The sequence below is a fragment of the Winogradskyella algicola genome (assembly GCF_005869935.1).
GTDB lineage: Bacteria > Bacteroidota > Bacteroidia > Flavobacteriales > Flavobacteriaceae > Winogradskyella > Winogradskyella algicola.
On the sequence record NZ_SZQF01000001.1, the window covers coordinates 409179 to 433017 of the forward strand.

The 23839-nt window shown below is 34.0% G+C and carries 23 protein-coding genes; 18 read left to right on the top strand and 5 right to left on the bottom strand.

What is annotated here, in order from left to right:
• Window positions 1-124 precede the first annotated feature (124 nt).
• The 17 genes from FC091_RS01735 to FC091_RS01815 all read left to right on the top strand — a co-directional run bounded on the left by FC091_RS01735 (window position 125) and on the right by FC091_RS01815 (window position 14796).
• Window positions 125-1366, top strand: a complete 1242-nt coding sequence (locus FC091_RS01735) for a hypothetical protein (protein ID WP_138432555.1) — start codon at window positions 125-127, stop codon at window positions 1364-1366.
• A gap of 123 nt (window positions 1367-1489) precedes the next feature.
• Window positions 1490-4180 (top strand): hypothetical protein, encoded by a 2691-nt coding sequence (locus FC091_RS01740; RefSeq protein ID WP_138432556.1) that lies wholly within the window; start codon window positions 1490-1492, stop codon window positions 4178-4180.
• Between the two features lie 2 nt (window positions 4181-4182).
• The gene (locus tag FC091_RS01745) at window positions 4183-4578 is read left to right on the top strand and encodes a hypothetical protein (protein ID WP_138432557.1); all 396 of its coding nucleotides are present in this window, start codon (window positions 4183-4185) and stop codon (window positions 4576-4578) included.
• Between the two features lie 232 nt (window positions 4579-4810).
• Window positions 4811-5443 (top strand): hypothetical protein, encoded by a 633-nt coding sequence (locus tag FC091_RS01750; RefSeq protein WP_138432558.1) that lies wholly within the window; start codon window positions 4811-4813, stop codon window positions 5441-5443.
• Window positions 5440-5799 carry a hypothetical protein gene (locus tag FC091_RS01755; RefSeq protein ID WP_138432559.1) on the top strand — a complete coding sequence of 120 codons (360 nt, stop codon included), beginning with the start codon at window positions 5440-5442 and terminating at the stop codon, window positions 5797-5799. Before FC091_RS01750 ends, FC091_RS01755 begins: the two co-directional genes overlap by 4 nt.
• Before the next feature lie 270 nt (window positions 5800-6069).
• A complete protein-coding gene (locus tag FC091_RS01760) occupies window positions 6070-6369 on the top strand; it encodes a hypothetical protein (protein ID WP_138432560.1) in 300 nt (99 codons plus the stop codon).
• Between the two features lie 6 nt (window positions 6370-6375).
• Window positions 6376-6747 carry a hypothetical protein gene (locus FC091_RS01765; RefSeq protein ID WP_138432561.1) on the top strand — a complete coding sequence of 124 codons (372 nt, stop codon included), beginning with the start codon at window positions 6376-6378 and terminating at the stop codon, window positions 6745-6747.
• 103 nt (window positions 6748-6850) lie between these two features.
• Complete coding sequence (locus tag FC091_RS01770) at window positions 6851-7666, top strand: hypothetical protein (protein WP_138432562.1); 816 nt, start codon at window positions 6851-6853, stop codon at window positions 7664-7666.
• A gap of 1 nt (window position 7667) precedes the next feature.
• Complete coding sequence (locus FC091_RS01775) at window positions 7668-8018, top strand: hypothetical protein (protein WP_138432563.1); 351 nt, start codon at window positions 7668-7670, stop codon at window positions 8016-8018.
• Window positions 8019-8189: 171 nt separating this feature from the next.
• Entirely contained in the window at window positions 8190-8438 is a 249-nt protein-coding gene (locus FC091_RS01780; protein ID WP_138432564.1) for a hypothetical protein, read from the top strand.
• Window positions 8439-8622: 184 nt separating this feature from the next.
• A complete protein-coding gene (locus FC091_RS01785) occupies window positions 8623-9141 on the top strand; it encodes a hypothetical protein (RefSeq protein ID WP_138432565.1) in 519 nt (172 codons plus the stop codon).
• A gap of 176 nt (window positions 9142-9317) precedes the next feature.
• Window positions 9318-9818: an endonuclease V gene (locus FC091_RS01790; RefSeq protein ID WP_138432566.1), complete on the top strand. Its 501-nt coding sequence runs from the start codon at window positions 9318-9320 to the stop codon at window positions 9816-9818.
• Window positions 9819-10086: 268 nt separating this feature from the next.
• Window positions 10087-10524: a TIGR02594 family protein gene (locus FC091_RS01795; protein ID WP_138432567.1), complete on the top strand. Its 438-nt coding sequence runs from the start codon at window positions 10087-10089 to the stop codon at window positions 10522-10524.
• Entirely contained in the window at window positions 10509-10937 is a 429-nt protein-coding gene (locus FC091_RS01800; RefSeq protein ID WP_138432568.1) for a phage holin family protein, read from the top strand. The genes FC091_RS01795 and FC091_RS01800 overlap by 16 nt, the downstream gene beginning before the upstream one ends.
• A 159-nt stretch (window positions 10938-11096) precedes the next feature.
• On the top strand, window positions 11097-11687 hold the full coding sequence (locus FC091_RS01805) for a hypothetical protein (RefSeq protein ID WP_138432569.1): 591 nt from the start codon (window positions 11097-11099) through the stop codon (window positions 11685-11687).
• 70 nt (window positions 11688-11757) lie between these two features.
• Complete coding sequence (locus FC091_RS01810) at window positions 11758-13602, top strand: CBS domain-containing protein (RefSeq protein ID WP_138432570.1); 1845 nt, start codon at window positions 11758-11760, stop codon at window positions 13600-13602.
• A 3-nt stretch (window positions 13603-13605) separates the two neighbouring features.
• The gene (locus FC091_RS01815; RefSeq protein WP_138432571.1) at window positions 13606-14796 is read left to right on the top strand and encodes a succinylglutamate desuccinylase/aspartoacylase family protein; all 1191 of its coding nucleotides are present in this window, start codon (window positions 13606-13608) and stop codon (window positions 14794-14796) included.
• Between the two features lie 13 nt (window positions 14797-14809).
• Here FC091_RS01815 and FC091_RS01820 read toward each other — a convergent pair whose 3' ends face one another.
• The 4 genes from FC091_RS01820 to FC091_RS01835 all read right to left on the bottom strand — a co-directional run bounded on the left by FC091_RS01820 (window position 14810) and on the right by FC091_RS01835 (window position 20057).
• Window positions 14810-15679, bottom strand: a complete 870-nt coding sequence (locus FC091_RS01820; RefSeq protein ID WP_138432572.1) for a zinc-ribbon domain-containing protein — start codon at window positions 15677-15679, stop codon at window positions 14810-14812.
• Between the two features lie 3 nt (window positions 15680-15682).
• Window positions 15683-17491 carry a M1 family metallopeptidase gene (locus tag FC091_RS01825; protein ID WP_138432573.1) on the bottom strand — a complete coding sequence of 603 codons (1809 nt, stop codon included), beginning with the start codon at window positions 17489-17491 and terminating at the stop codon, window positions 15683-15685.
• 81 nt (window positions 17492-17572) lie between these two features.
• Window positions 17573-19180: a S8 family peptidase gene (locus tag FC091_RS01830; protein WP_138432574.1), complete on the bottom strand. Its 1608-nt coding sequence runs from the start codon at window positions 19178-19180 to the stop codon at window positions 17573-17575.
• A gap of 16 nt (window positions 19181-19196) precedes the next feature.
• Window positions 19197-20057, bottom strand: coding sequence for an MBL fold metallo-hydrolase (locus tag FC091_RS01835; RefSeq protein ID WP_138432575.1), 861 nt, complete (start codon window positions 20055-20057; stop codon window positions 19197-19199).
• A gap of 113 nt (window positions 20058-20170) precedes the next feature.
• On the opposite strand from FC091_RS01835, the gene FC091_RS01840 reads away from it, so the two are divergent.
• Window positions 20171-22006: a cation:proton antiporter gene (locus tag FC091_RS01840; protein ID WP_138432576.1), complete on the top strand. Its 1836-nt coding sequence runs from the start codon at window positions 20171-20173 to the stop codon at window positions 22004-22006.
• On the opposite strand, the gene lepA is transcribed toward FC091_RS01840, so the two are convergent.
• A complete protein-coding gene (lepA, locus tag FC091_RS01845; RefSeq protein ID WP_138432577.1) occupies window positions 22003-23799 on the bottom strand; it encodes a translation elongation factor 4 in 1797 nt (598 codons plus the stop codon). The genes FC091_RS01840 and lepA overlap by 4 nt on opposite strands.
• Between the last annotated feature and the right edge of the window lie 40 nt (window positions 23800-23839).

Below are 23839 nucleotides of genomic sequence, written 5' to 3' on the forward strand. Positions count from 1 at the left end.
TGAGTTAACCGATACAAAACTCAAATATTGGGCTAGTAAATATAATGTAAAAGTTGAAGCTAAACCAAAGCAGTTTATATCCCTTGGAGAATCATTTTCTATTAACCTAAGTGGAGGAGCTTCATTGAGTCATACAGAATCAAACTCAGGAGGAGGGAAGATTAAAATACCAGAAGGCTATAAAACAATATATGCTAATGGAATTTTTAATGCATCGAGCGATAGAGATACGCAAGGAAATATTCTATCACTAACTATAGGCAACAAAACAAAAACCCATACTTCACGTTTTTATAGTTATTCATTGAAATTAAATGACACTATCAATGAATATATTAACGAAGTTCCAGTATCCTATACTTTAGGAAATCATGTGAGTGGTGATATTTCTGCTTCAGTAAAATGTGAATTAACTTCGGAATACTTAAACCAATGGAAGCAGAAAACGTTTAAAGCTATTATTGACGCTTACGAAGAAGCAGTTGCTGCTTTCAATGAAAAATTAGCGCAAGAATCTGCTTTAGGTATTGAAATAAAAGGAACTAACCCAGGGTTTTATAGAGAGTTTGAAAACAAAATTTTACGCAAAAACTGTATATCTTATTTATTAGATCAAAATCCAAGTGCTCTTAATACTTATGGGAAATCTAATCTATTCTACACAAATAATGGTGGCGCACCATCTTTTGGAAATACTGAAGTAAAAGTAAATGAAGAGTTAGATAACTATGCTGCATTTGTAAAGTTTATGGAGCAAGCTTTTGAGTGGGAAATAATGTCCTACAATTTGTATCCATATTATTGGGGCAGTCGCCAAGATTGGCCAAGCCTATATCAGTACGATGAGTCTAACGATCCATTATTTCGCAACTTTATGCAAGCAGGTATGGCAAAAGTTATTGTTACCGTTAGGCCAGGTTTTGAGGAAGCTGTGCGCTACTACATGCAAACCGGTCAAATCTGGAATGGAGGCGAAGTTCCTGTAATTGAGGACGAACTGTACTTATCGCTCATAGATGAATTACGTAAGCCAGAAGGTGAAAAACTTGGTAAAGCTTGGCCAACAAGAGTACCAACAGCTTTAACCATTTTACAGGCACAAAGTATTGGCTTAAATGTCACTAAAGCGTTACCGTTTAACAACGACTTGTCTGATTTTGAAAACCCAGAAGAGGTACCACAATCAGCAGAGATTGAATTGTCAGAAGCGCAAATTGGTATTTCTGAAGGTGATGGAGAACGTCATATTGAAAATGTAGATATTGTTGATGGCTATTTACAACTCAATACAGACGATGAGCCAAGGCAAACCGTAGCTCAAATCTCTATTCAATCTATCAAGAATGCTATAGACGATTTAGTCTAATATAAACACCCTTACCCTTTTACTTGTGCTAAACCAATTTTAGCACCCAAAAACTATTCTACTCTCAATCAATTTGAGAGTAGAATGGGTAAGGTACTAACATAAAACACTATAAATAAAAAAATGGAAGACACAAACAATATGATGGTTACGTCGGTAGGCAATGATTTTGGAGTTGATGCTAAATCACTTGCAAATCTTATTGCTTATGGCACACCATACAAGCCAAAACCCAATGTCGCTATAGATCGTTCTTTGCTTCATACACTTACTATAGAAAACGGCATTACAGTCTGGACAGAAAATATTATTGAAAAAGAAACAATAGGTAGTGGTTTTATTTCCTTGTCTCAATTAGGAAATTATGATATATTTTATGTAAGCCTTCATGAAAGTGGTTATATGCGTATATATGTTGACCCACAAGAGTTTACTGTAAATGATGAAGTACAAATATGGTATCGTAGATTATCTCTAACGGCAGGAGGCATTTTAATACAACCAGAATATGTGCCACCAGAAAATATTACAGAGTTTTCTGGTTTAGATATAGATGGAGAGTCTATTTCTGCAGAGCGGCTATATTATGGTGCAACTTGGAATACCATAGTCTATATAAACGATATTACAGATTTTAATGAAGTTATTATTAGTGATGGGACGTGTAGTCTTTATTATAATTATGAGGAGTTTAAAGTATTTAATAAAAGAACTATAAATCTAGACTTCACAGACCATGAAGGTTATGGGGCGGGTTTTATAGAACAATGGGGAAAGGGTACTACGGATTTTGACCGAACTAAGACCGCAAAAGATATTATTAAGCGCCAAATGAAAGTTATCTTAAGCGATAGAAGTGGCTCTATAAGTCAGTTACCTATGATTAGATTATCACGATTAAATAACAATCAGTATGTTTTAGAATACAAATATGAAGAACAGGCGATGTGTAAAATACCTGACAGTGATTGGGCAATAAAGCTAGAATTTCAATCTTATCAAGGGTTATTATATTTTCTAAATCTTTATTACTTCAACAATAGTCCATTTAATACTAATGCATGCAGATACGAAGCACTTTTTTTAAATGACTACGATAGTTTGTTGGCTCTAAATTTAAGAGCCACAACAGAAGAGCAACTCACTATATTGTATTATCTGCCTTACGACGTACTTATCAACCAAAACCCCATTGACTTATGGCATATTCTTGGTAAGGCCCTAAGGCGTAAAGTAAGTAATAATGGGCTTAACATCGAAGATATTCTTTTGTCCATTTTAAGGGCTATTGTATATAACTTAAGAATAAAGACCACGTACGAAGCCTTTTTAAACGCACTTTTAACAAAAAGAATTAATAACAAGAGCTATCTCTACTTATTGTTCGACAAATTAAACAACGACCGTTTTAGAACCTATATACACTTTTTATGGCAAATATGGTCAGATAGTGCTTACAGTAAAATTGATGACGATAATACAGCACTAACACACGGAGGCGATAACGCAGGGCCAATAGTCGTTCCTTATACCTCAAACAAAACCATAGGCATATATAACACCAGTGCGAGAGATGCTAAATATAATACAGATAGTGATGAGATAAATATAGAATTAGTAGTAGACTATGAGGATATAGGCACAGGCAATTATGACGAATTTCATAGTGTAGAGCAAGCCATTACAGCAAAATACACTTTTCACCCCTTTTCGCCTCTAGCAATAATAAATAACGAAAACCCAAAATTCATTTATGGCACTAGCCAAGAAGGGCAGTTTACACTATTGCCAGCCATTGTACTATTAGCTAATGAAGAAAGTAAGTTTTGGAGTAATCTTATTACCGCTGGCGAGTATGCCATAGACATAGCAACCACCTTGAGTGGAGTAGGAAATATTTTAAAGTTTAGGCACCTCGCTAAACTAAGCTTATTACAAAAAGCTGTAAAAATTGGGGGCTATATTGAGATGACAAGTGGCACGATTAATGCGTTGTTAAAACTCTCAGGTCTTAATGACACTAAATTTGGGCAAGCCTTATCAGAGTATCTTTTTTATTTAGAACTACTCTCACTAGGAGCAGAGTTAAGCAACGCTATTGAAAAAGGGCTTAAAAAAGCAGCAGGTGATGTTTTAAAGCACGAAGATGACTTTATAAAACATCTTGATGAGGTGGAGGTGGATGCGCCAAATGGACAAAAGCGTAAGCTAACGGAGGAAGAAAAGATAAAAATTATAGAGGATATAGGAAGTGCTACAGATGTAAAACCCAAAAGACAATTACAATACAAAAACTTCATTAAAAAATGGAAAGGAAAAAGTATTGCTAACCTTAGCAGGGAAGAAATTGCAGATAATTTAAAAGGGTTTACCGAACAGGCCAATAGAGTAGCAAAAATCATTGAAGATGGTAAAATGGAATTTTATATTTTAGACGAAGAAGCTTTTAAGAATAAATATCTACAGCTAGGAGGTAAGGAAGGTGATTACAAAAAGTATAAAATTGAGGCTTTTTCCTCTGGTAGAGAAAACTATTTTAGATCAGATAAGCCTATTGAAAAATTTATGAGCGAACTGGTACATGAAGGAACACACACACTAGATAATATAAAAATGGACGCCCTTATTGAAAAGGCAAAAACATTGGACGAAATGTTGAAGATAGAGAAACAATTTGGAAACCAATGGTCTTTTGAAAAAAGAGCGTACTTCCATGAGCGGTCTTTTCAGGAAGCCACAGGACTAGGTACAGAATATAAAACAATAGAAAAAATGTTAGAGCACATATTTAAAGTTTATCCAAAGCATTATTAATTATGAAAATAGAGACGAAAGAATTATTCGACGAAATGTTGACTTATAAAAGAAGAAATAGCTTACCAAAACTATATATGAAGCATCTTTTAGAAGCTTTAGAAAAGAGTGTAGATGATAATTTTTCCATATCCATAACAAGATTGTTGAATTGGATTAAAAAAAGTAATAGAAACTCTGTCAATAAAGACACTTATGAATTTTATCACGAAAGTGATAATGGCAGATACCAACAATTATTCAAATATTGTACTGCAATACACAATGTTTTTGTGTTAAATGAAAATAGCATAATATGGCAAGAGTCTGTAAGCGAGGAAGAAAAGTTAGAAATACTTGACTATATAGATAAAAACTATGATTGGAAAATGAGGGTAAGAGCAAGAAAAAAGAAATAAGGATAACTTTTGGGTTTTCTAATCCATAAGAACAATTGTAATTAACAAAAGCCCCACGCTGGCGCTCGTCTGTGACGAGTGAGTTAAATAACAAGTAAAAACAAAAGCTACGGTATTTAATCGTAGCTTTTGTTATTTTAAGGTTGAGCACAGTTAACAGATGCTATGAGCGCAGGGCTTAAAAAAGCTGCAGGTAATGTTTTAAAAGCATGAAGACGACTTTATAAAACATTTGGATGATTTAGCGGTTGAGGGCGAGATTGATGAAGTTGGAAAATTCAGAACCGTTTTAACTCTTGAAGATGTTGCAGAAGGAGGTATAAAGAGATTTAAAAATGTAGACGAAATATTTGATATCTCAGGAGGCAGGTTACTTTTAAAAGATGAACTCAAACGGTTAAAGCATCACTTATGGAATAGATACGGTGTAAGATTAAGATTAGTAGATGTTGACCAAGCTTTAAAAACTAAAAAAACCATCACTAGAAATGGAAAGAAGATTAGTAAATTAGAAGACTGGAACTCTAGAAATGTAGTTGGTAGTTTTAGAGAAGGTCCACCACCAGAACTCTTCTTAAGAAGAAGTTATGCATCAGAATTAACAGTATTCCATGAAATGGTACATTTGAGGTATTGGTTTGATAAAAAACCAAAAGTACATTTTGCTCAAGAGGAAGTCATTGTTTTTGATGAAATTTGGAAGACTAAAGACAGATGGACTAATCAAGAACTGTTAGAATCTTATGAATATGTGTTTGATATTTTGCAACAGAGTTCCCTTAAAAAAGACTTTAAATCATTTACCGACAAATATTCTTCAGAAATAAATCAAATAAGAACTAAAATACAATTTGGAATACAATGAATACTGCAGAAGATAAAATTAAAACAACAGCCTTAAAAGTAATGAATGATATTGATTGGGGGTTTGACACATCAAAAGATATAGAATGCTATTTCGAATCGTTTGATGAACAAGTTGAGCAATTAAAATCACTTAAAAACCATGAAAAATATGAAGAAATATTAGCTTCAATATTTCCTATATGGAAAGTTTTTTTTGAATTTGAATCAGATACCGAAATAGATAATAATGTTATGATTTTAAAAATAAATGATGAAACAAGTGAACCCTTTCAAATACGACACAAACAAGCTAGGTTCGATATTTTAAAAAATGACGAGGGAAAGTACTATACAAAGTTAGCTTGGAGTCAGTGATTTAAAATGATACCCATCGTTAGTAGTCGCCTGTGATGAGCGACATAAAAAGACAAGTAAAGATAAGGGCTACGTGAACATGCGTAGCTTTTATTATTTTGGTGTTGGGCACGAGTTGCAAACTCGCGCCAGCGAGGGTCAGAAGAAGTAGCTAGAATTTTTAAAGATGACCCTACTATTGACGCAATGTTTAGGGGCACAGACATACCGCCAACAATTTGGATAAGAAGAGGTAGAAGAACTACAGATTTGGTCTTGTTTCACGAAACAATGCATTTTGAAGACTTCTTGAGAAGAGGAAAAGAAAATTATTTGCGAGGAGGAACAAGAAGATTAAAAAATGGTAGAATTGTCGAAGTACCAAAAAGGGATGAATTAATAAGGTCTTATCTTCGTGAGAAATATGTTCTTGAAAAAGTACTTGAAGAACAAGCGAATTGGGTCGAAAAATTTGGTAAAGGAAGATGGGCTGATGAGGAAATAGAAGCAAGTATTAATTATTTTTATAATGATTATTATTTTAAATGCTTGAAAGCAAACATAGATGTTACAAAATTAATTTTAAAGTAAATAAATATGAATATAGATGATATTTTAAAGGAGTCTGAGGATCAGTTCAAAAAGACAGAAGAATATTTAAACAGCCTCTCTGAAGAAGAAAGAAATGAACTCAAAGAAAAAGAATTGGAATTGTCGCATAAAGTCAAGGAATTATTAGATAAAAAAGGAATAGGTGTTTCAGATATAGTAACTCATTTTCACAAAGATTATACAATAGGAAATAATGAAGTTATCGATGCTTTTAATACCGTTTACACACCTACCGAAATTCAAAGAGCAAGATCAGTAGTAACGAATGCTGAAACTATGGAAATGCTTTATGTAAGAGCCGGAATAAAAGGGCTAATACCAGTAGAAGAGTATTTCGAGGGTATAGACAATAATTAGATAATTTTTTTTGCAATTAAGTACCTCAGAACCACATAGCGCGGACTTGTAGTCCGTGAACTAATGAACACAAAACAACCACGAACCTTAAAACAAAAGGCTTGTGGTTGTTTTATTTCTGCTAATAGTTTGTGTTAGAGCTTTGGTCTTAAAAATTAAGTATAGTTTTCCCGACGCTATTCAAAAAGGGCTTAAAAAGGAGGCAGGTGATGTTTTAAAGCACGAAGATGACTTTATAAAACACCTGGATGAAGTTGAAGTGGATGCGCCTAATGGAAAGAAGAGAAAGCTTACCCTAGAAGAAAAGGATAAACTTCTTGATGATTTATATAAAGCTTCTGAAAAAACTAGAAACTCAGGAAAAATTACTATTAAAAATGACGGAGTCATTACGGTATCAAAGTTTAATAAAATAGCTCAACGTATTAAAAAGGAGTATGGCGTAGAAATGTTTTTAATAGACAGAAACAATGAAAAATTTTCTAACTTATTTAAAGCGTGGCAAAATAAACCTTTAGAAGGGTTTTGGGCCGATCAGCCATTACGTACAAAAAATTACGGAATTGATGTTGATGGACCAGCGCTATACTTATTTAAGGGTACATCCACACAAGGAATTTATGAAGTAACAAGTTACACTGTGCAGCATGAATTATATCACATGGAAATGTGGCTAAAAGTAAAGGAACGGTTCCCCAATGATTTTATTCGTAAATTTCATCAATTACCAGACGAAGTACACGAAGCCTATGTCTTAAGTGAATTTGTTAAAGCAAGAAAATACACCAAAACTTGGGATGAAGCGGATATTTTAAATGATTTAGATGCTTTTAATTTAAATTTCAGATTTGGTAAATCAAAAAAAGCACTAAAGGATTTTGAGAGCTTTGATTTAGAAACATATTTAAAAGACTTATAACATGAATTATACAGAAGATTATTGTAAAGAATTATTATTGAAAGTGATAAATGATTTAGAGAGACAACGAGGTAAGGAATATTATGACGAAAACAGGCCTTTTGAAGCATATTTTGAAAAAAATCAAAAAAACCTCTATTCTAAAGAGATAATAGAAAATTCTTGGTTAGTATGTGCTCACCTAGAACAAGATGATTACTGGAAAACAGGCAAAATTATTGTGCTGATAGATGATGACTCTGGTAAGGCGCTTACTTTTGTTAATACAAAGTTTGGCCGACCAATTACATTTCCCCTAGAAATAGATGAGGAAGGTAAATATTATATTCCAAATGAGATTTTACCAGAATAAAACCTTCGTTAGCGCTCGTCTGTGGTTAGCGCTAATAAAGTAAGTAAATAAAAACTCCGATTAGATATCGTGGCTTTTGTTATTTTAGAACAATGAGCAGAAAATACAGGTTTTTTTGCAGAGTTTTTCCTGCGTTATAACTATGCTTCTGAATTAACTGTATTTCATTAAATGGTGCATTTAAAATACTGGTTTAACAAAAAACTAAAAACCCATAGGATACAAGAAGAAATTATAGTTTTTGAAGAAATATGGAAAACAAAAAATAGATGGACTAATCAAGAGTTATTAGACTCGTATCATTATGTGATTAGAGAATTAAGGAAAGAAAAACTTTCTAAAGATTTAGAAAAGTTTACTAACAGTTACAAAGCCGAAATAAATCAAATAGAAATAAAAATACAATTAGGGATATTATGAGACACACACCTGAAGAGATAATAAAAATAGCGAAGCACACAATGGATTAGAAAGATTGGAGTGACGAATACATAAAAGAGGAAATAGAATTAAAGTTTAAACGTATATTTCAACTGCACGAAAAAAAATAGGAAGTATGAAATATTTAAAACCAATAATTATATTGTTTTTTTTGTTCAATTTAATGTGTTGCAAAAAATGGGATAAGTCGCAAGGAGAAATGGAAGACATAAGAACATATCAGAATTTAGGGGTTGACGGTTTTTATTATCTCAATAAAAACACAGAAGATATCTCTATTTTACCTTTAATTAAACCGTATTGTTTAATGAGAATTGTAGATGGGGTTTGGAGTTTAGACACTGAAAGTTTAGAAAACGAACTTGGGGGAATTATTGATCCTACACAGTATTTCGGAGTTCAGAACATCTATATTTATGGCTACAAGCCCTACAAAAAGGGTAATAGTGGCCCTGAATTTGATGTGCCCGAAAAGTGGTTTGTAATCAACACGGAGAAACACACGCTTACTTATTTTGATACTAAGGATACATTTAAGGCAGAACTCATGAAGCTTGAGTTAACAGAGGAGTTTCTTGGCCCAGATGAGATATATCAGTCTTTCAAAGAAAACCCCATATTACCATGGTTTCCCGAAGAGATAAAAAAGCAGATGAAGGAGGCAAAAAAGAAAATCGAATAAAAACAAATAGGAATAGCCACAGTGTTTCTGTGGCTATTTTATTGCATATATGTATTTAGCCCTAAACATTCTCTCGCCAACGCTCGTGTGCGATGAATTTTAAAAAGACAAGTAAAAATAAAAGTTAAGTGGGTATCCGTAGCTTTTGTTATTTTAACCCAATAATTTCTAAAAGAATGCTACTTGCTATAGACATACATTATAAATCTACCTATGCCAAAGCTGTTGGTGTATTGTTTCATTGGGAAGATGAGGTTCCACAACGTATTATGACAGATATTATCAATACTGTTGCAGATTATGAACCAGGTCAATTTTATAAACGCGAGTTACCTTGTATTCTTCAATTACTAAAACAGGTAGATGTTAACGCGCTCGAGGCAATTATAGTGGATGGCCATGTGTATATAGATAATGACAAATCATTTGGTTTGGGTGGTCACTTATGGCAAGCCTTGGGAGAGAAGGTCCCAGTTATTGGCATGGCTAAAAAAGCGTTTCATAATACAGAGCAAGTGGCGACACTTATCTATAGAGGTCAAAGTAAAAATCCGCTCTTTATATCTTGTATCGGCATATCTAAGGAAAAAGTTTTAAAAAAAGTGAAATTACTACATGGATCTTATCGCATACCAACGATTTTAAAAACACTAGACCAACACACAAAGAACCAATAAAACAAATTACAAAATTTAACATATTTTATTTGTAAAATGTTTATATTTGTATTCGCTTTTCTAACAACGGTTATCCGTTTGTACAATAAATTTTGTGTTAAGTAGAAACTAATAAACCTAGGTTAAACCCTATTCTGGTTAAGATAATAATAACTAATGTAACCTTTGGTACAGGTTTGGTCTGCTTAAATCTTTAATTTAAACATATGTTTAATAACTAAGGAATAATTCTATTCCAAAATCAGTAATCTTTTAAACAAACAGTAAGATGAACATTATTAATAAAGCGCTATCAGAATATGGCGTTAAGGAAATTGTTGGCTCCAAAGACAACCAAAGAATTATAAGATATTTTACAGATTTAGGTTTTGATGGTAAAAAACTAAAAGATGAAACAGCCTGGTGTAGTGCTTTTGTTAATTGGGTGGCAAAAACCTGTGGTTATGAATACTCAGGCAAACTCACAGCACGTAGCTGGCTATCTGTAGGCGAATCTATCATCAACCCAGAAATCGGTGATATTGTGGTTTTTTGGAGAGAATCTCCAGAGAGCTGGAAAGGTCACGTGGGCTTTTTTATTAAGCAAACCAAGGGCTATGTATACGTCTTAGGAGGAAACCAACGTAACATGGTATGTATAAAGGCATACCCAAAAAACAGAGTGTTGGATTATAAAAAACTAAGAAAACCATGGAAAAAGCCATAAAATTTTTATTCTGGTTACTTACGTTGTTATCACCAGTCAATGGTGTTATGGTCACCATGGTATTTTTAATTGTTGTAGACTTTATTACAGGATCGTACGCCTCATTAAAAAATAGCGTGCCTATTAGAAGTTCTAGAATTGGACATACCATATCTAAATTCTTTATCTACAATTTGGTGATTTTAGCAGCATTCTTTTTAGAAAAACACATCGTTAACGAAGTGCCTTTTCTAAAGATAATCGCAGGCTTTATAGCTATAGCAGAGATAAAATCTATTCTAGAGAATTACAATGCTATTTATGGGATTAACCCATTTAAAGCATTAGCTAATCTTATGAAGTTAACACCCTTAAAAGATGCTATTGAGTCTTTAACCAAAGAAGATTCAAAAGATAAGGATAAACAACAGTAATTCAGACAAGTATTAAAAGCCTAAGAACCTCTCTAACTGAATTTTAGTAAGCAAAATAAGTTAGAGAGAGAGGCTTTCTTTTAAAGCTAATCGTTAGTTAAAGTGTTCCGACTATTGTTGGATTGTATCGTGAACTGGCTAAAGAAAAAATAAATAATCATGAAAGCAGAGAAAACCATATTATATATCATTTTAGCAATCGTTTTAATAAATTTTTTTAATCGGCAGTGCAGTTCGTCAACCCAAGAACAATCACCCAAAGTAACAGTTGTAAAAGATACGATTTGGCAAACCAAAACAGATACGTTTAAGATTCAAACAACCAACTATAAAACGGTTTATGTAGACACAACAAATGTTTCAAAAATTATTGAAGACCAAACGGGTAAACAAATCGTACCAGACCATTTTGTAGAAGCTAAAGCTTATAGAGATACGCTGAGCAACGACGATATAGATATTTTTAGCTATAGTTTGGTGGAAGGTAAACTTTTAAATAGCGAATTATCATACAAACTTAAAGTCCCTAGAGAAATTTCAGTAACCAAAACCATTGAATATCCCAAGACGTACAGAAGTGGTCTATATGTATTCTCAGAAGCAGGCGGTAATATTTCTCAATTTGATAATCTTAGTCTTGGGCTTCAATACAACCGAAAAGTAAAATGGTTTGCTAGTTACCGTCTAAATCTTAATGCTATACAACAGCCAACACATAATGTTGGGATTGGGTTTAGGCTATTCAAGTGACAAAAGTCATGTTTTAAGCATTTTATTTAGAGTAACTTACAAGATACTAATCAAATACAGCTTTATAATTATGGGACATTTAGACGTAAAACAACTTAAAAGCCCCAAGGATAAAGCATTATATATTCGGCATCTTATAAGAGATTTAGAGGCTTTAGATATAATGCTAAAACAAGATTTGATTGAGAAAGAACCTATTAGAATTGGTGCAGAACAAGAATTTTGTATTACAAACAACCAATTTTTTCCCAACAACAATAATATTGAAGTTTTAGAAGCCATTAACGACGATCACTTTACCACAGAAATAGGAAAATACAATCTCGAAATTAACTCAGACCCTTTACTGCTAAAAGACAATTGTTTTTCACTTCTACAACAACAGCTTAAGGATTTACTCATGAAAGCAAAAAAGGGTGCTAAAGCAAGTAACTCTAAAGTTGTACTGACAGGTATTTTACCAACCTTAAGACTAAAGCATATCCGTGAAAACTATATGACGGATAGACCTAGATATCACGTATTAAATAATTCGTTAAAATCTTCTAGACGCGAACATTTTAATATTCACATCAAAGGTGTTGATGAGCTTAATTTAATTCATGATTGTGTAATGTTAGAGGCTTGTAATACAAGTTTTCAAACCCATTTACAGATCAATCCAGATGAGTTTGTAGATAAGTATAATTGGGCACAAGCTATAGCAGGACCAGTGCTTAGTATATGTACAAATTCTCCTATTCTATTTGGTAGAGAATTGTGGGCAGAAACACGTATTGCCTTGTTTACTCAAAGTATTGATACCAGGAGAAATTCATTTATTCATCATGAGAAAGAGTCGCGCGTTAGTTTTGGTGTCGATTGGGAAAGAGGCACGGTAACAGATATTTTTAGAGATCATATTTCGCGGTTTAGAAGTTTGCTAACCTCAAATGAGCACGATGATAGCTTAGAAAAATTAGAACAAGGAGAGATACCAAAACTTAGAGCATTACAGCTACACAACGGAACCGTTTATAAGTGGAATCGCGTTTGTTATGGAGTAGGTGGCGGAAAACCACATTTAAGGATAGAGTGTCGTTATATTCCTGCCGGACCAACACTAACAGATGAGATTGCCAATATGGTATTTTGGGTTGGCTTAATGCTTGGTCAATCAGAAGCATACAACATGGTTCATGAAAAGATGGATTTTAAAGATGTAAAAAACAATTTCTTTAAGGCAGCTCGTAATGGCATGGAAACACAATTTAAGTGGAATAATAAACGCATTTCACCCCAAGACCTTATTTTAAACGAACTCTTACCAATGGCTTTAAAAGGCTTAGAAAAAGTAAATATTTCTTCCGACGATATTTCAAAATATCTATCTGTAATTGAAGCTCGAGCAAAATCACATACAGGTGCACAATGGATGGTAGATAATTATAGAAATCTTCAAAAAACGAAAACCAATTTTGAAGCGCTTCAGAATATAACAGCGTATATGTATAAGCATCAGCTTGACGAGAAAACAGTTGATCAGTGGAATATTTTTAACCCAGACGATAATCTAAAAATTGATGTCAGCCGAATCGTAAAACACAACATGAATACTAAAATACTACTCGTAGACCAAAATGATAGCCTAGAGTTAGTGAGTAGTATAATGCAATGGAAAAATATTCACCATTTACCAGTTATAAACAAAAAGAAAGAGCTCACAGGATTATTAACTTGGACAGATTTAATAAAGCTTGGCGATAAAGATTTAGGCCTAAGGGTTAAGGATGTTATGACTACTGATTTAATCACCATAACTCAAGAAGCACCACTAAATAAAGCAAAAGACTTAATGCAAAAACATAAAGTTAATTGTTTACCTGTAGTTAGAAATAAGGAGCTACTAGGTATTATAACTTCAAGTGATTTTTGAAAGATGAACGTTAACCTACAAGAACATATCAAAACATTGGAAGCTTCAAACCGTATTTTTCATCATATAAAAGGAATTCAATCTGGTGCAACAGTCATTTTTTTTGCTGGTATTCATGGTAATGAGTTTGCTGGAGTTAATGCGCTAAACGCTATAATGCCACAACTGAATAAAAAAACTATTAGAGGAGAAATATTTGGTGTTTATGGTAATATAAAAGCACTTAAAGCCAACAAACGATTCATAGATTCAGATTTAAACAGGTTGTGGACAACTAAACAACTAGAGCGCTTAGAAGCGGAAAAGAATCCAGAAAACGAGCTTTTAGAACAAATAGATTTATTCAAGTTTATAAAAGGTGTTTTAGCTTCTACAGACAATCCAATTTATTTTATTGACCTACACACCACATCGAGTAAAACACTGCCATTTATAACCATCAATGATGCCTTGATTAACCGTAAGTTTTCAGCTTGTTTTAATGTACCTGTAGTGCTTGGTATAGAGGAATATTTAGAAGGTCCTCTATTAAGTTATCTCAATACACTTGGCTATATATCTCTTGGGTTTGAATCTGGTCAACATACAGACCCAAAAGCCGTAAAGAGCTGCGAGGCGTTTGTTTATTTGGTTTTGAGCTATACTAATAACTTAATAAAGCCAGAAATAAAAAAAATTGAGGATTATAAAAACGAATTAAAAAGCGCTTCAAAATCTATAGACTCTATTTTTGAAGTTGTTTATAAATACCATATAGAGCCAGAGGAAAACTTTAAGATGTATCAAGGATTTGAAAGCTTTCAATCTATAAAAAAAGGAACCATTTTAGCTCGCTCTAACGGTCAGGACATTCGTTCAACTTATTCAGCTAAACTGTTTATGCCACTATATCAAAAGTCTGGAAAGGACGGCTTCTTTATTATTAAAACAATACCAAGATTCTTTCTAAAATTATCAGAACTTCTAAGAATAGTAAAAGCAGATCATGTGTTAACTTTTTTACCTGGTATTACCTGGCACAACAAGCAAAAAGGAATTCTAAAGGCGAATCTAAAAGTTGCTCGATTTTTAGCAAAATCTATATTTCATCTTTTTGGTTACAGAAACAAACAAATGGACGAAAATCACCTCTTATTATACAACAGAGAGCGTGTGGCTAAAAAAGCCATGTATAAGAATGAAAAGTGGTATTAAAAAGAGTTAACAGCTATATTTTATCATAAAATTCTTTAAGTAATTCTGAGCTTTTCGCAGTACTATCTTTTACCATACCTTTTGGTGTCTTTTGCATTTTTAATTCATATTGATCGTAAACACCTATATAACGTTTATAGTTTTCGTTTTTCAATACGTTGTCTAAACAATTATCAACTTTTTTATAAAAAACATTTTTTTCTTGGTCAGTTAGTTTACTTAAGTTCCAAGGCTGAAGAAGTATTAGAATTTCATCATCTTCAATTCTGTAGTAATAACCAACATCTTCTTTTCCTAATTTTAGGGTTTCTGTATCTAAACATTGCTGTAACGCGTAACTTATTGGTTCGGTTTCTTTTGTAGGATAAAGTTCTGATTCTAGAAGGTCTTTTTTTAAGGCTTTTATCCAAGCAGGATCTGGCGCCTCTACAACATATTCATAATCATCTGTTGCATCTTCGGTTTTTGTCTCTTCATAAGTAGGATAATCAGTATCGTAATCTTCATCATAATCGTCATTAAAACTCGAATAGATTTTTGCATAAATCACCATGCATATGATAAAAATCACAAAAGCCAGAATAACAAAACAACCCAAATTAAGCCACCTGGCTTTTTTTGGAGGGTTTTCAATAAAAGAATTTTGAATTGCTTTTTGATTATCCGGAGATAAATCTTGTAAATGATATGTTTTTTTACAGTGATTGCACTCCACCACAATAGCCTTCCCAGTAGAAAAAACAGGTATCCAAAATATGTGAAAATAGTTTCCATATACACTTGCAACAAATGAGTTTTCACTATTACAATGTTCGCAAGTTGTATTAGCATTTACTTTGCGAGACTCAATGCGCGCAGACCTTAAACCAAAAAATACAATCATATGTTATTCAGATGAGTAAGTGTTGTTTTCACGCTTTACATCTGCCATCAGTTGTGAAGGGTCAATCTCTATAGATTTGATTGATTTGTTAGCCTCAAAAGAATAAGTTGGCATTGCCCAAGCCCAGTCACTTATAATAGTTGCTGAGGTTGGTTTTTCGCCACGCATCATTTGTAACGGAATGTAAAACTCTTCAGTAGTACCATCTGCGTACGTAACAGAAAGATCTATTGGCATTGGCATTAAACCGATACGCTCTAAGGTAATTGTATTGCCTTCTACAGATTTAACTCCGTAATCTACTGTATTTGTTGTTTGTGCAAAATCAATAAGATACCAGTCTAGCTCAAAATCTGTAACACGTTCTGCAGTACGTACAAAGTCCATTGGTTTAGGGTGCTTAAATGAAAAATCCTCAAAGTACTTTTTTATGGTTTTCTTTAGGTTTTCTTCACCAATAACATAACCTAACTGAGCAATAAATACTGTGCCTTTACTATATGCAGCAGCACCATATACTTGGTTGTATTTATAACGATCTGCATGTGTAGTTAGCGGTTGCTCATAACCAGAGTTAGCAAGCCCAATATAACCTCTGTAAGATCCGCTTAAAGGATTATCACTTTTACTAGATCCAAATTCGTTTTCTGCTAATGTAGAAATGTAGCTGGTAAAACCTTCGTCCATCCACTCATGCTTAGCTTCGTTAGTTGCTAATAAGAACTGAAACCACGTATGTGCCATTTCATGGGCTGTGACTCCAAGTAAACTGCCATAAGATCTTTTCCCCGTGATTAACGTACACATGGCATACTCCATTCCGCCATCTCCACCTTGTATTACTGAGTACTGATCGTAAGGATATTCACCTATGTTTTCACTAAAATAAGTCATTAATTTTGCGGTATCTGGTTGAAGTTTTTTCCAGTTTTCTATGTACTTAGGTTCTAGATCTTTTTTGTAGTAAAAATGAAGTGTTGGCCCATTTTCCATTTCAAACGTATCGTGAATAAAATCCGGATCTGCGGCCCAAGTAAAATCATGAACTTTTGGCGCTTTAAAATGAACAGTTTTCTTGCCTTTTTTGGCTTTTGTTTCACTTTGAATGTAACCTGTGCCACCAACTACATAATCATTGTCTATGGTTAATTTTACATCGAAATCTCCCCAAACACCATGAAACTCTCTACCTATGTAAGGATCTGCATGCCAACCTTCGTCATCATATTCTGCTAATTTAGGATACCATTGTGTCATAGACAGCGCTACACCTTCTTTATTATTTCTACCAGACCGACGAATTTGTAAAGGTACCTGGCCATCAAAATCCATATCAAAGGTTACACTTTCGCCTGGTTGAATAGGTTGACTAAGTTTTACCTCAAGTACTGTACCTACAGTTTCGTGAGCGATGTCTTTACCATTTTGTTTAAGGGAATTTACTTTTATATAACCTATTTCGTTAGGTTGAAGTTTACTTATTCTATCACCAACTCTAGGATCTGGATCAGCTATGGTTCTAGACCTAACATCCATTTCACTTCCTGGCTGAAACGCGTTGAAATACAAATGGTAATACACACGATTGAGTACATCGGGTGAATTATTGGTGTATACTAATTTTTGCTTACCTTGATATTGAAACGTCTCAACATCCATATCAATTTCCATAGCATAGTCTACATGTTGTTGCCAATATCCATAAGAAGAAGTGCTAACGGTAGACTTTGGTGTGTTTTTTACTGGATTTTCTGTGGCTCCACACGATAGTATTATAGCAAAAACAGAAAGGTTTAGAAGTAATTTTTTCATTTCAAAATGATTTAAAATTAAAAGGTAACTATTCTAGTTTAAAAAGTAGAACAGTTACCTTATTTAAAGTCCCATTAGGGTTTATTTTATTTTTGAAGCCATGATTAATGCATTGTAGGCATTAACAATTTTCCCAGATTTAGATAAATCTGCAAAAGGTTTTACGTTGTTAGCATCACCACCCACAATAACTTTAGTTGTTAATGGTAACCCAGAATCTAAGATTACTTGCTTAACCTGAGCAGCAGTTAGTTTAGGATATTGCGAACGAATTAAAGCAGCAATACCAGCAACACCTGGTGCTGCCATAGATGTACCTCCTTTAAAGTCGTATTCGTTTTCTGGTGTAGTAGAATAAACAGAAGAACCAGGTGCAAAAACATCTACATTCTGCTTCCCGTAGTTAGAAAAACCAGACACCATTTTAGAGCCATAATTTTGGGTTAAAGAACCTACTCTAATGTAGTTATCTGCTACTTCAACAAAATTTACATTATCATCTGGGAAATTTGGTTCTACATCAATGTCATTACTATCATTACCTGCTGCGTGTATAAAAACTACATCATTATCTGCCGCGTACTTAATAGCATCTCTTACCCACTTACTATGAGGGGAAAATGATTTTCCAAAACTTCCATTTATAACCTTTGCACCATTATCTACCGCATAACGAATAGATAGCGCCACATCTTTGTCGTATTCATCTCCATTAGGTACTACACGTAGCGCCATAATCTCAACATTGTTAGCCACACCATTTGCGCCTAAACCATTGTTGCGCTCAGCCGCAATGATACCAGCAACGTGTGTGCCATGAGACTCAGATTTTTTTACATGCTTTACGTTTCCATTTCCATAACCAACGTCTGATAAGTCATTGATATCATCATTAGTTGTTCTACCAGAAAAATTGATGTTTAAGTTATAGTTTAAGCGCTCATTGATAGACTCTAATGCTTCTTTAATTTCTTTTTTGGCATCTGCCATAGACTCTAAACCGTTACTATACATGTACTGCGCCATACCTTTTGCTTGTTGTACAGCTTCATCTTCAGAATCTATTGCGTTAACATCTTCTTTTGTGTAATCTTCTTTACCTGTAGCTTTAGCCAACGTTTCATCAGCAGAAACTACTCTTTGGTGAATTTGATCGTATTGTGTTTTACGACCAGTCCATAGTTCGTATTCAGATGCTTGTAGCGCTACAGCCTCATCATATCTTGGGTTTGAAGTGTCTTTGGCAGCAATCATACGTACATATTCCAATTGCTCGTCGTAGGCATCACCTAGGAAATTCCACCCATGAATATCATCAATGTAACCATTTTTATCATCATCTTTTCCATTGTTCGGCACTTCGTCTTTGTTGGTCCAGATAACGTCATCTAAGTCTTCGTGGTCTATATCTATACCAGAATCAATTACGGCAACGATTACTTTTTTACCCTTTTTGCCTTTAATTATTTCGTCATAGGCTCTGTCTACAGCCATACCAGGAATGGTATCTCTTTCTAAATCTAGATGTCCCCAATTTTTCTTTTCAGCTTCGGTTAACTCAGTAACTTTTAATGGAGAAGTATCAATATTTTCTACTGGTGTAGATAAAATATCTGCTGTACCACCACAACCCATAAAGAGTGCTGAAGAAACAAATAGGTACGCTAATGGTTTAATGTTAAATTTCATGTGTTGATGTTTATTTTTAATTAAATATTTCCTTACAAGTATAAGTTTCGTTAAGCCTTACACCTTTTTCAGTATGTTTTACAGTAATAATTTCGTTATGAGCATCGTGCTCTAAGAAGAGATAATAATTTTCATCTGCTGCCATATTTAAAAACAACTCTTTTTCATCTAAGGTTAGTAATGGCCTGGTATCGTAACCCATTACAAACGGTAGGGGTAAATGACCTGCAGTTGGTAATAAATCTGCCATAAAACAAATGGTTTTTCCATTGTATTGTATCATAGGAATCATTTGCTTATCGGTATGTCCATCGGCAAAGAAAATGTCAAAATCTAATTCTGAATTTTTTAAAATCTTATCTTCAGGTAGAGCTGTAAATTTTAATTGTCCACACGCTTCCATTGGAAGAATATTTTCTTTTAAAAACGAAGCCTTTTCTCTTCTGTTAGGTTCAGTTGCCCATTTCCAATGATCAGCATTGCTCCAAAAATGTGCATTTATGAAAGCAGGCTCGTAACCTGTTCGGTCTTTATTCCAGTGAATACTACCACCACAATGGTCAAAATGTAGGTGAGTCATAAATACATCTGTAATATCGTCTCTATGAAAACCGTATTTAGCTAATGATTTATCTAGAGTGTCATCTCCCCAAAGATAATAGTAGCCATAAAACTTATCACTTTGTTTGTTACCCATTCCTGTATCTATCAATATTAACCGATTACCATCTTCAATTAACAAACAGCGAGCCGCAATATCAATCATATTGTTGTTGTCAGCAGGATTGGTGCGTTGCCAAAGCGATTTTGGCACTACACCAAACATAGCACCACCATCTAGTTTAAAATTACCAGCGTTTATAGGATATAACTTCATAGTCACGCAATTTACCAAATTAGCTTGTAAAAGAGAATATCCTTTTGAATTTATTAGGATTTTTACGGTTATAAAAAAAAGGCTATTTTCGAAATGATTTTAAAAATATCACTATGGTTGAGTTAGCTGGCATAATTATTCTTGGAATTTTAGCACAATGGGTTGCTTGGAAATTTAAAATTCCAGCTATTTTACCATTAATACTTATTGGTCTTTTAGTTGGGCCTATTGCTGCCGAATTTATAAACGAAGATGGAACAAAATGGATTGAACCTATTTGGGACGAAGAGCAAAAAAAAGGATTATTTCCTGGTGAAGGATTATTCTATTTTGTGTCATTGGCCATTAGTATTATTCTGTTTGAAGGAGGTTTAACACTAAAACGAAGCGAAATAAGAAATGTTGGGCCTGTTATAACCAAGTTGATTACGGTAGGTGCTGCAGTTACGTTCTTTGGCGCTGCGGTTTTGGCCCACTATTTATTTGGCCTCAGTTGGGATTTATGCTTCTTGTTTTCTGGATTAATCATCGTTACTGGACCAACTGTAATTACACCAATTCTAAGAAATATTCCTTTAAAACGCGATGTCTCTACAGTTTTAAAGTGGGAAGGTATACTTATAGATCCTATAGGCGCATTAGTTGCCGTATTGGTGTTTGAGTTTATTTTTGTTGGAGGTGAAGTTGGTTTTACAAAAACTGCATTGGTAGAGTTTGGTAAAATTATTCTATTCGGAACAACATTTGGATTTACTTTTGCCCATGCATTAGTGTTTGCTATTAACAAAAAATTCATTCCGCATTACCTTCTTAATGTGGTTTCCCTTTCGGTAGTGCTTTTGGTTTTTATAGAATCTGAAATTTTTGCACATGAGTCTGGTTTATTGGCTGTTGTGGTTATGGGAATGGTAATAGGAAACAGTAAACTAGACAACATTAAAGAGTTACTGTACTTTAAGGAGTCTTTGAGTGTGTTGTTGATTTCTATCTTATTTATACTCCTAGCAGCAAATATCAATTATCAAGACTTAATGTTATTATACAGATGGGAAACTTTAGCCCTTTTCCTAGCTGTGGTTTTAGTAATAAGACCGCTGGCAGTTTTCATAAGCGCTCAAGGATCAACACTAAGAACTAACGAAAAAATGTTTATTAGTTGGGTTGGCCCAAGAGGTATTGTTGCTGCTGGTATTGCTTCTCTTTTTGGCAGTAAACTTAGGGCAGAAGATGTTGTTGGGGCAGAATACATCACTCCTTTGGTATTTATGATTGTATTGGGAACAGTATTACTAAATGCAACTACAGCGCGTTTGTTTGCAAGGGTTTCAGGAGTATTTTTATCTAAATCTGAAGGTATTTTAATTATAGGAGCATCTAGAGTATCTCGTATTGTTGCTCAGTATTTGATTGACAACGGAAGACATGTTGTTTTGGTAGACAGTAACCAAAATAATGTAAATGAAGCCCAGGCAATGGGTATTGAAGCACATACGGAAAACATTTATTCAGAAACATTACAAGACAATGTGGAGTTCAATGATATCGGCTATTTATTGGCATTAACAGGAAATGCAGATATTAATCGTTATGCGGTAGAAAAATTTGGTGCTCAGTTTGGTGAGAACGGTTCATTTAGATTGGCGTCTAAGGCTGAATTAGAGAATAGCTCTATTTCACCAGAAGATGGAGTGTTTACATTGTCAGATGACTTCAATAATCTCATGGAGGTTACAGAAGAGTATCCAGAAATACACGAAGTTGCAGTAAAAGATTTAGATTCATACCACACTATTTTAGAGACAATTAAATCTGATAAAGATCAAATTCCTTTATTTCTTAAAACAAACAAGGGAGAAATACACATTATCCCTTCTATCGATGATGATGTAGAAAAAGAGATTGACGCTAAAAGCCGATTGGTGTATCTTGGCAAAGGAATTACAGACTAGTCATTTAACTTTAAAACGGCCATAAAAGCCTGTTGAGGTATCTCTACATTACCCACTTGGCGCATACGTTTTTTACCTTTTTTCTGCTTTTCTAACAGTTTACGTTTACGTGAAATATCACCACCATAACATTTTGCCGTAACATCTTTACGAAGTGCTTTGATTGTTTCGCGCGCAATAATTTTGGCACCAATTGCAGCCTGAACAGGAATATCAAACTGTTGTCTTGGTATAAGCTCTTTTAGTTTTTCAGTCATCTTTTTACCAATCGTATAGGCATTGTCGGCATGTACTAAAGCAGAAAGTGCATCAACGGTTTGAGCGTTTAATAAGATATCTACTCTTACCAGTTTTGAAGCGCGCATACCAATTGGCGAATAATCAAAAGATGCATAGCCTTTAGACACGGTTTTTAAACGGTCATAAAAATCGAATACAATTTCAGCTAGAGGCATATCAAAACTAAGTTCAACACGTTCAGTTGTTAAATACGTTTGATTAGTTATTTGTCCGCGTTTTTCTATACAAAGACTCATTACAGGACCAACAAAGTCAGATTTTGTAATTATAGTTGCCTTAATATATGGTTCTTCGACACGATTTAAAGTAGAAGGTTCTGGTAAATCTGAAGGATTATTTACAATAACAATCTCATCAGGGTTTTTATTAGTAAAAGCGTGGTAACTTACGTTTGGTACAGTAGTAATTACCGTCATATCAAACTCACGCTCTAGACGTTCTTGTATAATTTCTAAGTGAAGCATACCAAGGAATCCACAACGGAACCCAAAACCTAAAGCAGCAGAACTCTCTGGAGCAAATACCAAGGATGCGTCGTTTAGCTGAAGTTTTTCCATAGAGGCGCGTAGCTCTTCATAATCTTCTGTATCTACAGGATAAATACCAGCAAAAACCATAGGCTTTACATCCTCAAAACCAGAAATAGCATTTTTAGTGGGTTCTTTTGCATCAGTAATGGTATCACCAACTTTTACCTCGCGAGCATCTTTAATTCCTGTTATTAGGTAGCCAACATCACCAGCTTTTATTTCTTGCTTTTTAACCTGAGTTAGTTTTAGAGTACCTACCTCATCGGCAAAATAGTTTTTACCAGTATTAATAAATTTAATGTTTTGCCCTTTTTTAATAGATCCATTTATCACTCTAAAATAGGTTTCTACACCTCTAAAAGGATTATAAACAGAATCAAAAATAAGTGCCTGCAAAGGCTCGTCTGGATTACCTTGTGGCGCAGGAATGCGCTCAATAATTGCTTCTAAAATGTTTTCTACACCAAGTCCTGTTTTTCCACTTGCAGGAATAACTTCTGAGGGATCACAACCTAATAAATCTACGATATCGTCTGTTACCTCTTCTGGATTTGCACTTGGTAAGTCTATTTTATTAAGTATAGGAATGATTTCCAAGTCATTTTCTAAAGCTAAATATAGATTAGAAATGGTCTGCGCTTGTATACTTTGTGCAGCATCAACAATAAGTAATGCACCTTCGCATGCCGCAATAGAACGGGAAACTTCATATGAAAAATCTACGTGACCAGGCGTGTCAATAAGGTTAAGAATATATTGCTCACCTTTATAGGTGTATTCCATTTGAATGGCATGAGACTTTATGGTAATACCACGCTCACGTTCTAAATCCATATTGTCTAGTAGCTGATCTTGTTTTTCTCTATCAGTTACAGAACCTGTAAAATCTAATAAACGATCAGCAAGTGTACTCTTACCGTGGTCTATATGTGCAATGATGCAAAAATTGCGAATATTCTTCATTTCTCTTTTTCTAAAGCGACATTAAGTCTGCAAATATAAT

Excerpts from the sequence above, each read along its gene's own strand:
- FC091_RS01740 (WP_138432556.1), top strand. The coding sequence starts at position 1,490 with ATGGAAGACACAAACAATATGATGGTTACGTCGGTAGGCAATGATTTT.
- FC091_RS01745 (WP_138432557.1), top strand. The coding sequence starts at position 4,183 with ATGAAAATAGAGACGAAAGAATTATTCGACGAAATGTTGACTTATAAA.
- FC091_RS01755 (WP_138432559.1), top strand. The coding sequence starts at position 5,440 with ATGAATACTGCAGAAGATAAAATTAAAACAACAGCCTTAAAAGTAATG.
- FC091_RS01760 (WP_138432560.1), top strand. The coding sequence starts at position 6,070 with ATGCATTTTGAAGACTTCTTGAGAAGAGGAAAAGAAAATTATTTGCGA.
- FC091_RS01765 (WP_138432561.1), top strand. The coding sequence starts at position 6,376 with ATGAATATAGATGATATTTTAAAGGAGTCTGAGGATCAGTTCAAAAAG.
- FC091_RS01775 (WP_138432563.1), top strand. The coding sequence starts at position 7,668 with ATGAATTATACAGAAGATTATTGTAAAGAATTATTATTGAAAGTGATA.
- FC091_RS01780 (WP_138432564.1), top strand. The coding sequence starts at position 8,190 with ATGGTGCATTTAAAATACTGGTTTAACAAAAAACTAAAAACCCATAGG.
- FC091_RS01785 (WP_138432565.1), top strand. The coding sequence starts at position 8,623 with ATGTGTTGCAAAAAATGGGATAAGTCGCAAGGAGAAATGGAAGACATA.
- FC091_RS01790 (WP_138432566.1), top strand. The coding sequence starts at position 9,318 with ATGCTACTTGCTATAGACATACATTATAAATCTACCTATGCCAAAGCT.
- FC091_RS01795 (WP_138432567.1), top strand. The coding sequence starts at position 10,087 with ATGAACATTATTAATAAAGCGCTATCAGAATATGGCGTTAAGGAAATT.
- FC091_RS01800 (WP_138432568.1), top strand. The coding sequence starts at position 10,509 with ATGGAAAAAGCCATAAAATTTTTATTCTGGTTACTTACGTTGTTATCA.
- FC091_RS01805 (WP_138432569.1), top strand. The coding sequence starts at position 11,097 with ATGAAAGCAGAGAAAACCATATTATATATCATTTTAGCAATCGTTTTA.
- FC091_RS01810 (WP_138432570.1), top strand. The coding sequence starts at position 11,758 with ATGGGACATTTAGACGTAAAACAACTTAAAAGCCCCAAGGATAAAGCA.
- FC091_RS01815 (WP_138432571.1), top strand. The coding sequence starts at position 13,606 with ATGAACGTTAACCTACAAGAACATATCAAAACATTGGAAGCTTCAAAC.
- FC091_RS01820 (WP_138432572.1), bottom strand. The coding sequence starts at position 15,679 with ATGATTGTATTTTTTGGTTTAAGGTCTGCGCGCATTGAGTCTCGCAAA.
- FC091_RS01825 (WP_138432573.1), bottom strand. The coding sequence starts at position 17,491 with ATGAAAAAATTACTTCTAAACCTTTCTGTTTTTGCTATAATACTATCG.
- FC091_RS01830 (WP_138432574.1), bottom strand. The coding sequence starts at position 19,180 with ATGAAATTTAACATTAAACCATTAGCGTACCTATTTGTTTCTTCAGCA.
- FC091_RS01835 (WP_138432575.1), bottom strand. The coding sequence starts at position 20,057 with ATGAAGTTATATCCTATAAACGCTGGTAATTTTAAACTAGATGGTGGT.
- FC091_RS01840 (WP_138432576.1), top strand. The coding sequence starts at position 20,171 with ATGGTTGAGTTAGCTGGCATAATTATTCTTGGAATTTTAGCACAATGG.
- lepA (WP_138432577.1), bottom strand. The coding sequence starts at position 23,799 with ATGAAGAATATTCGCAATTTTTGCATCATTGCACATATAGACCACGGT.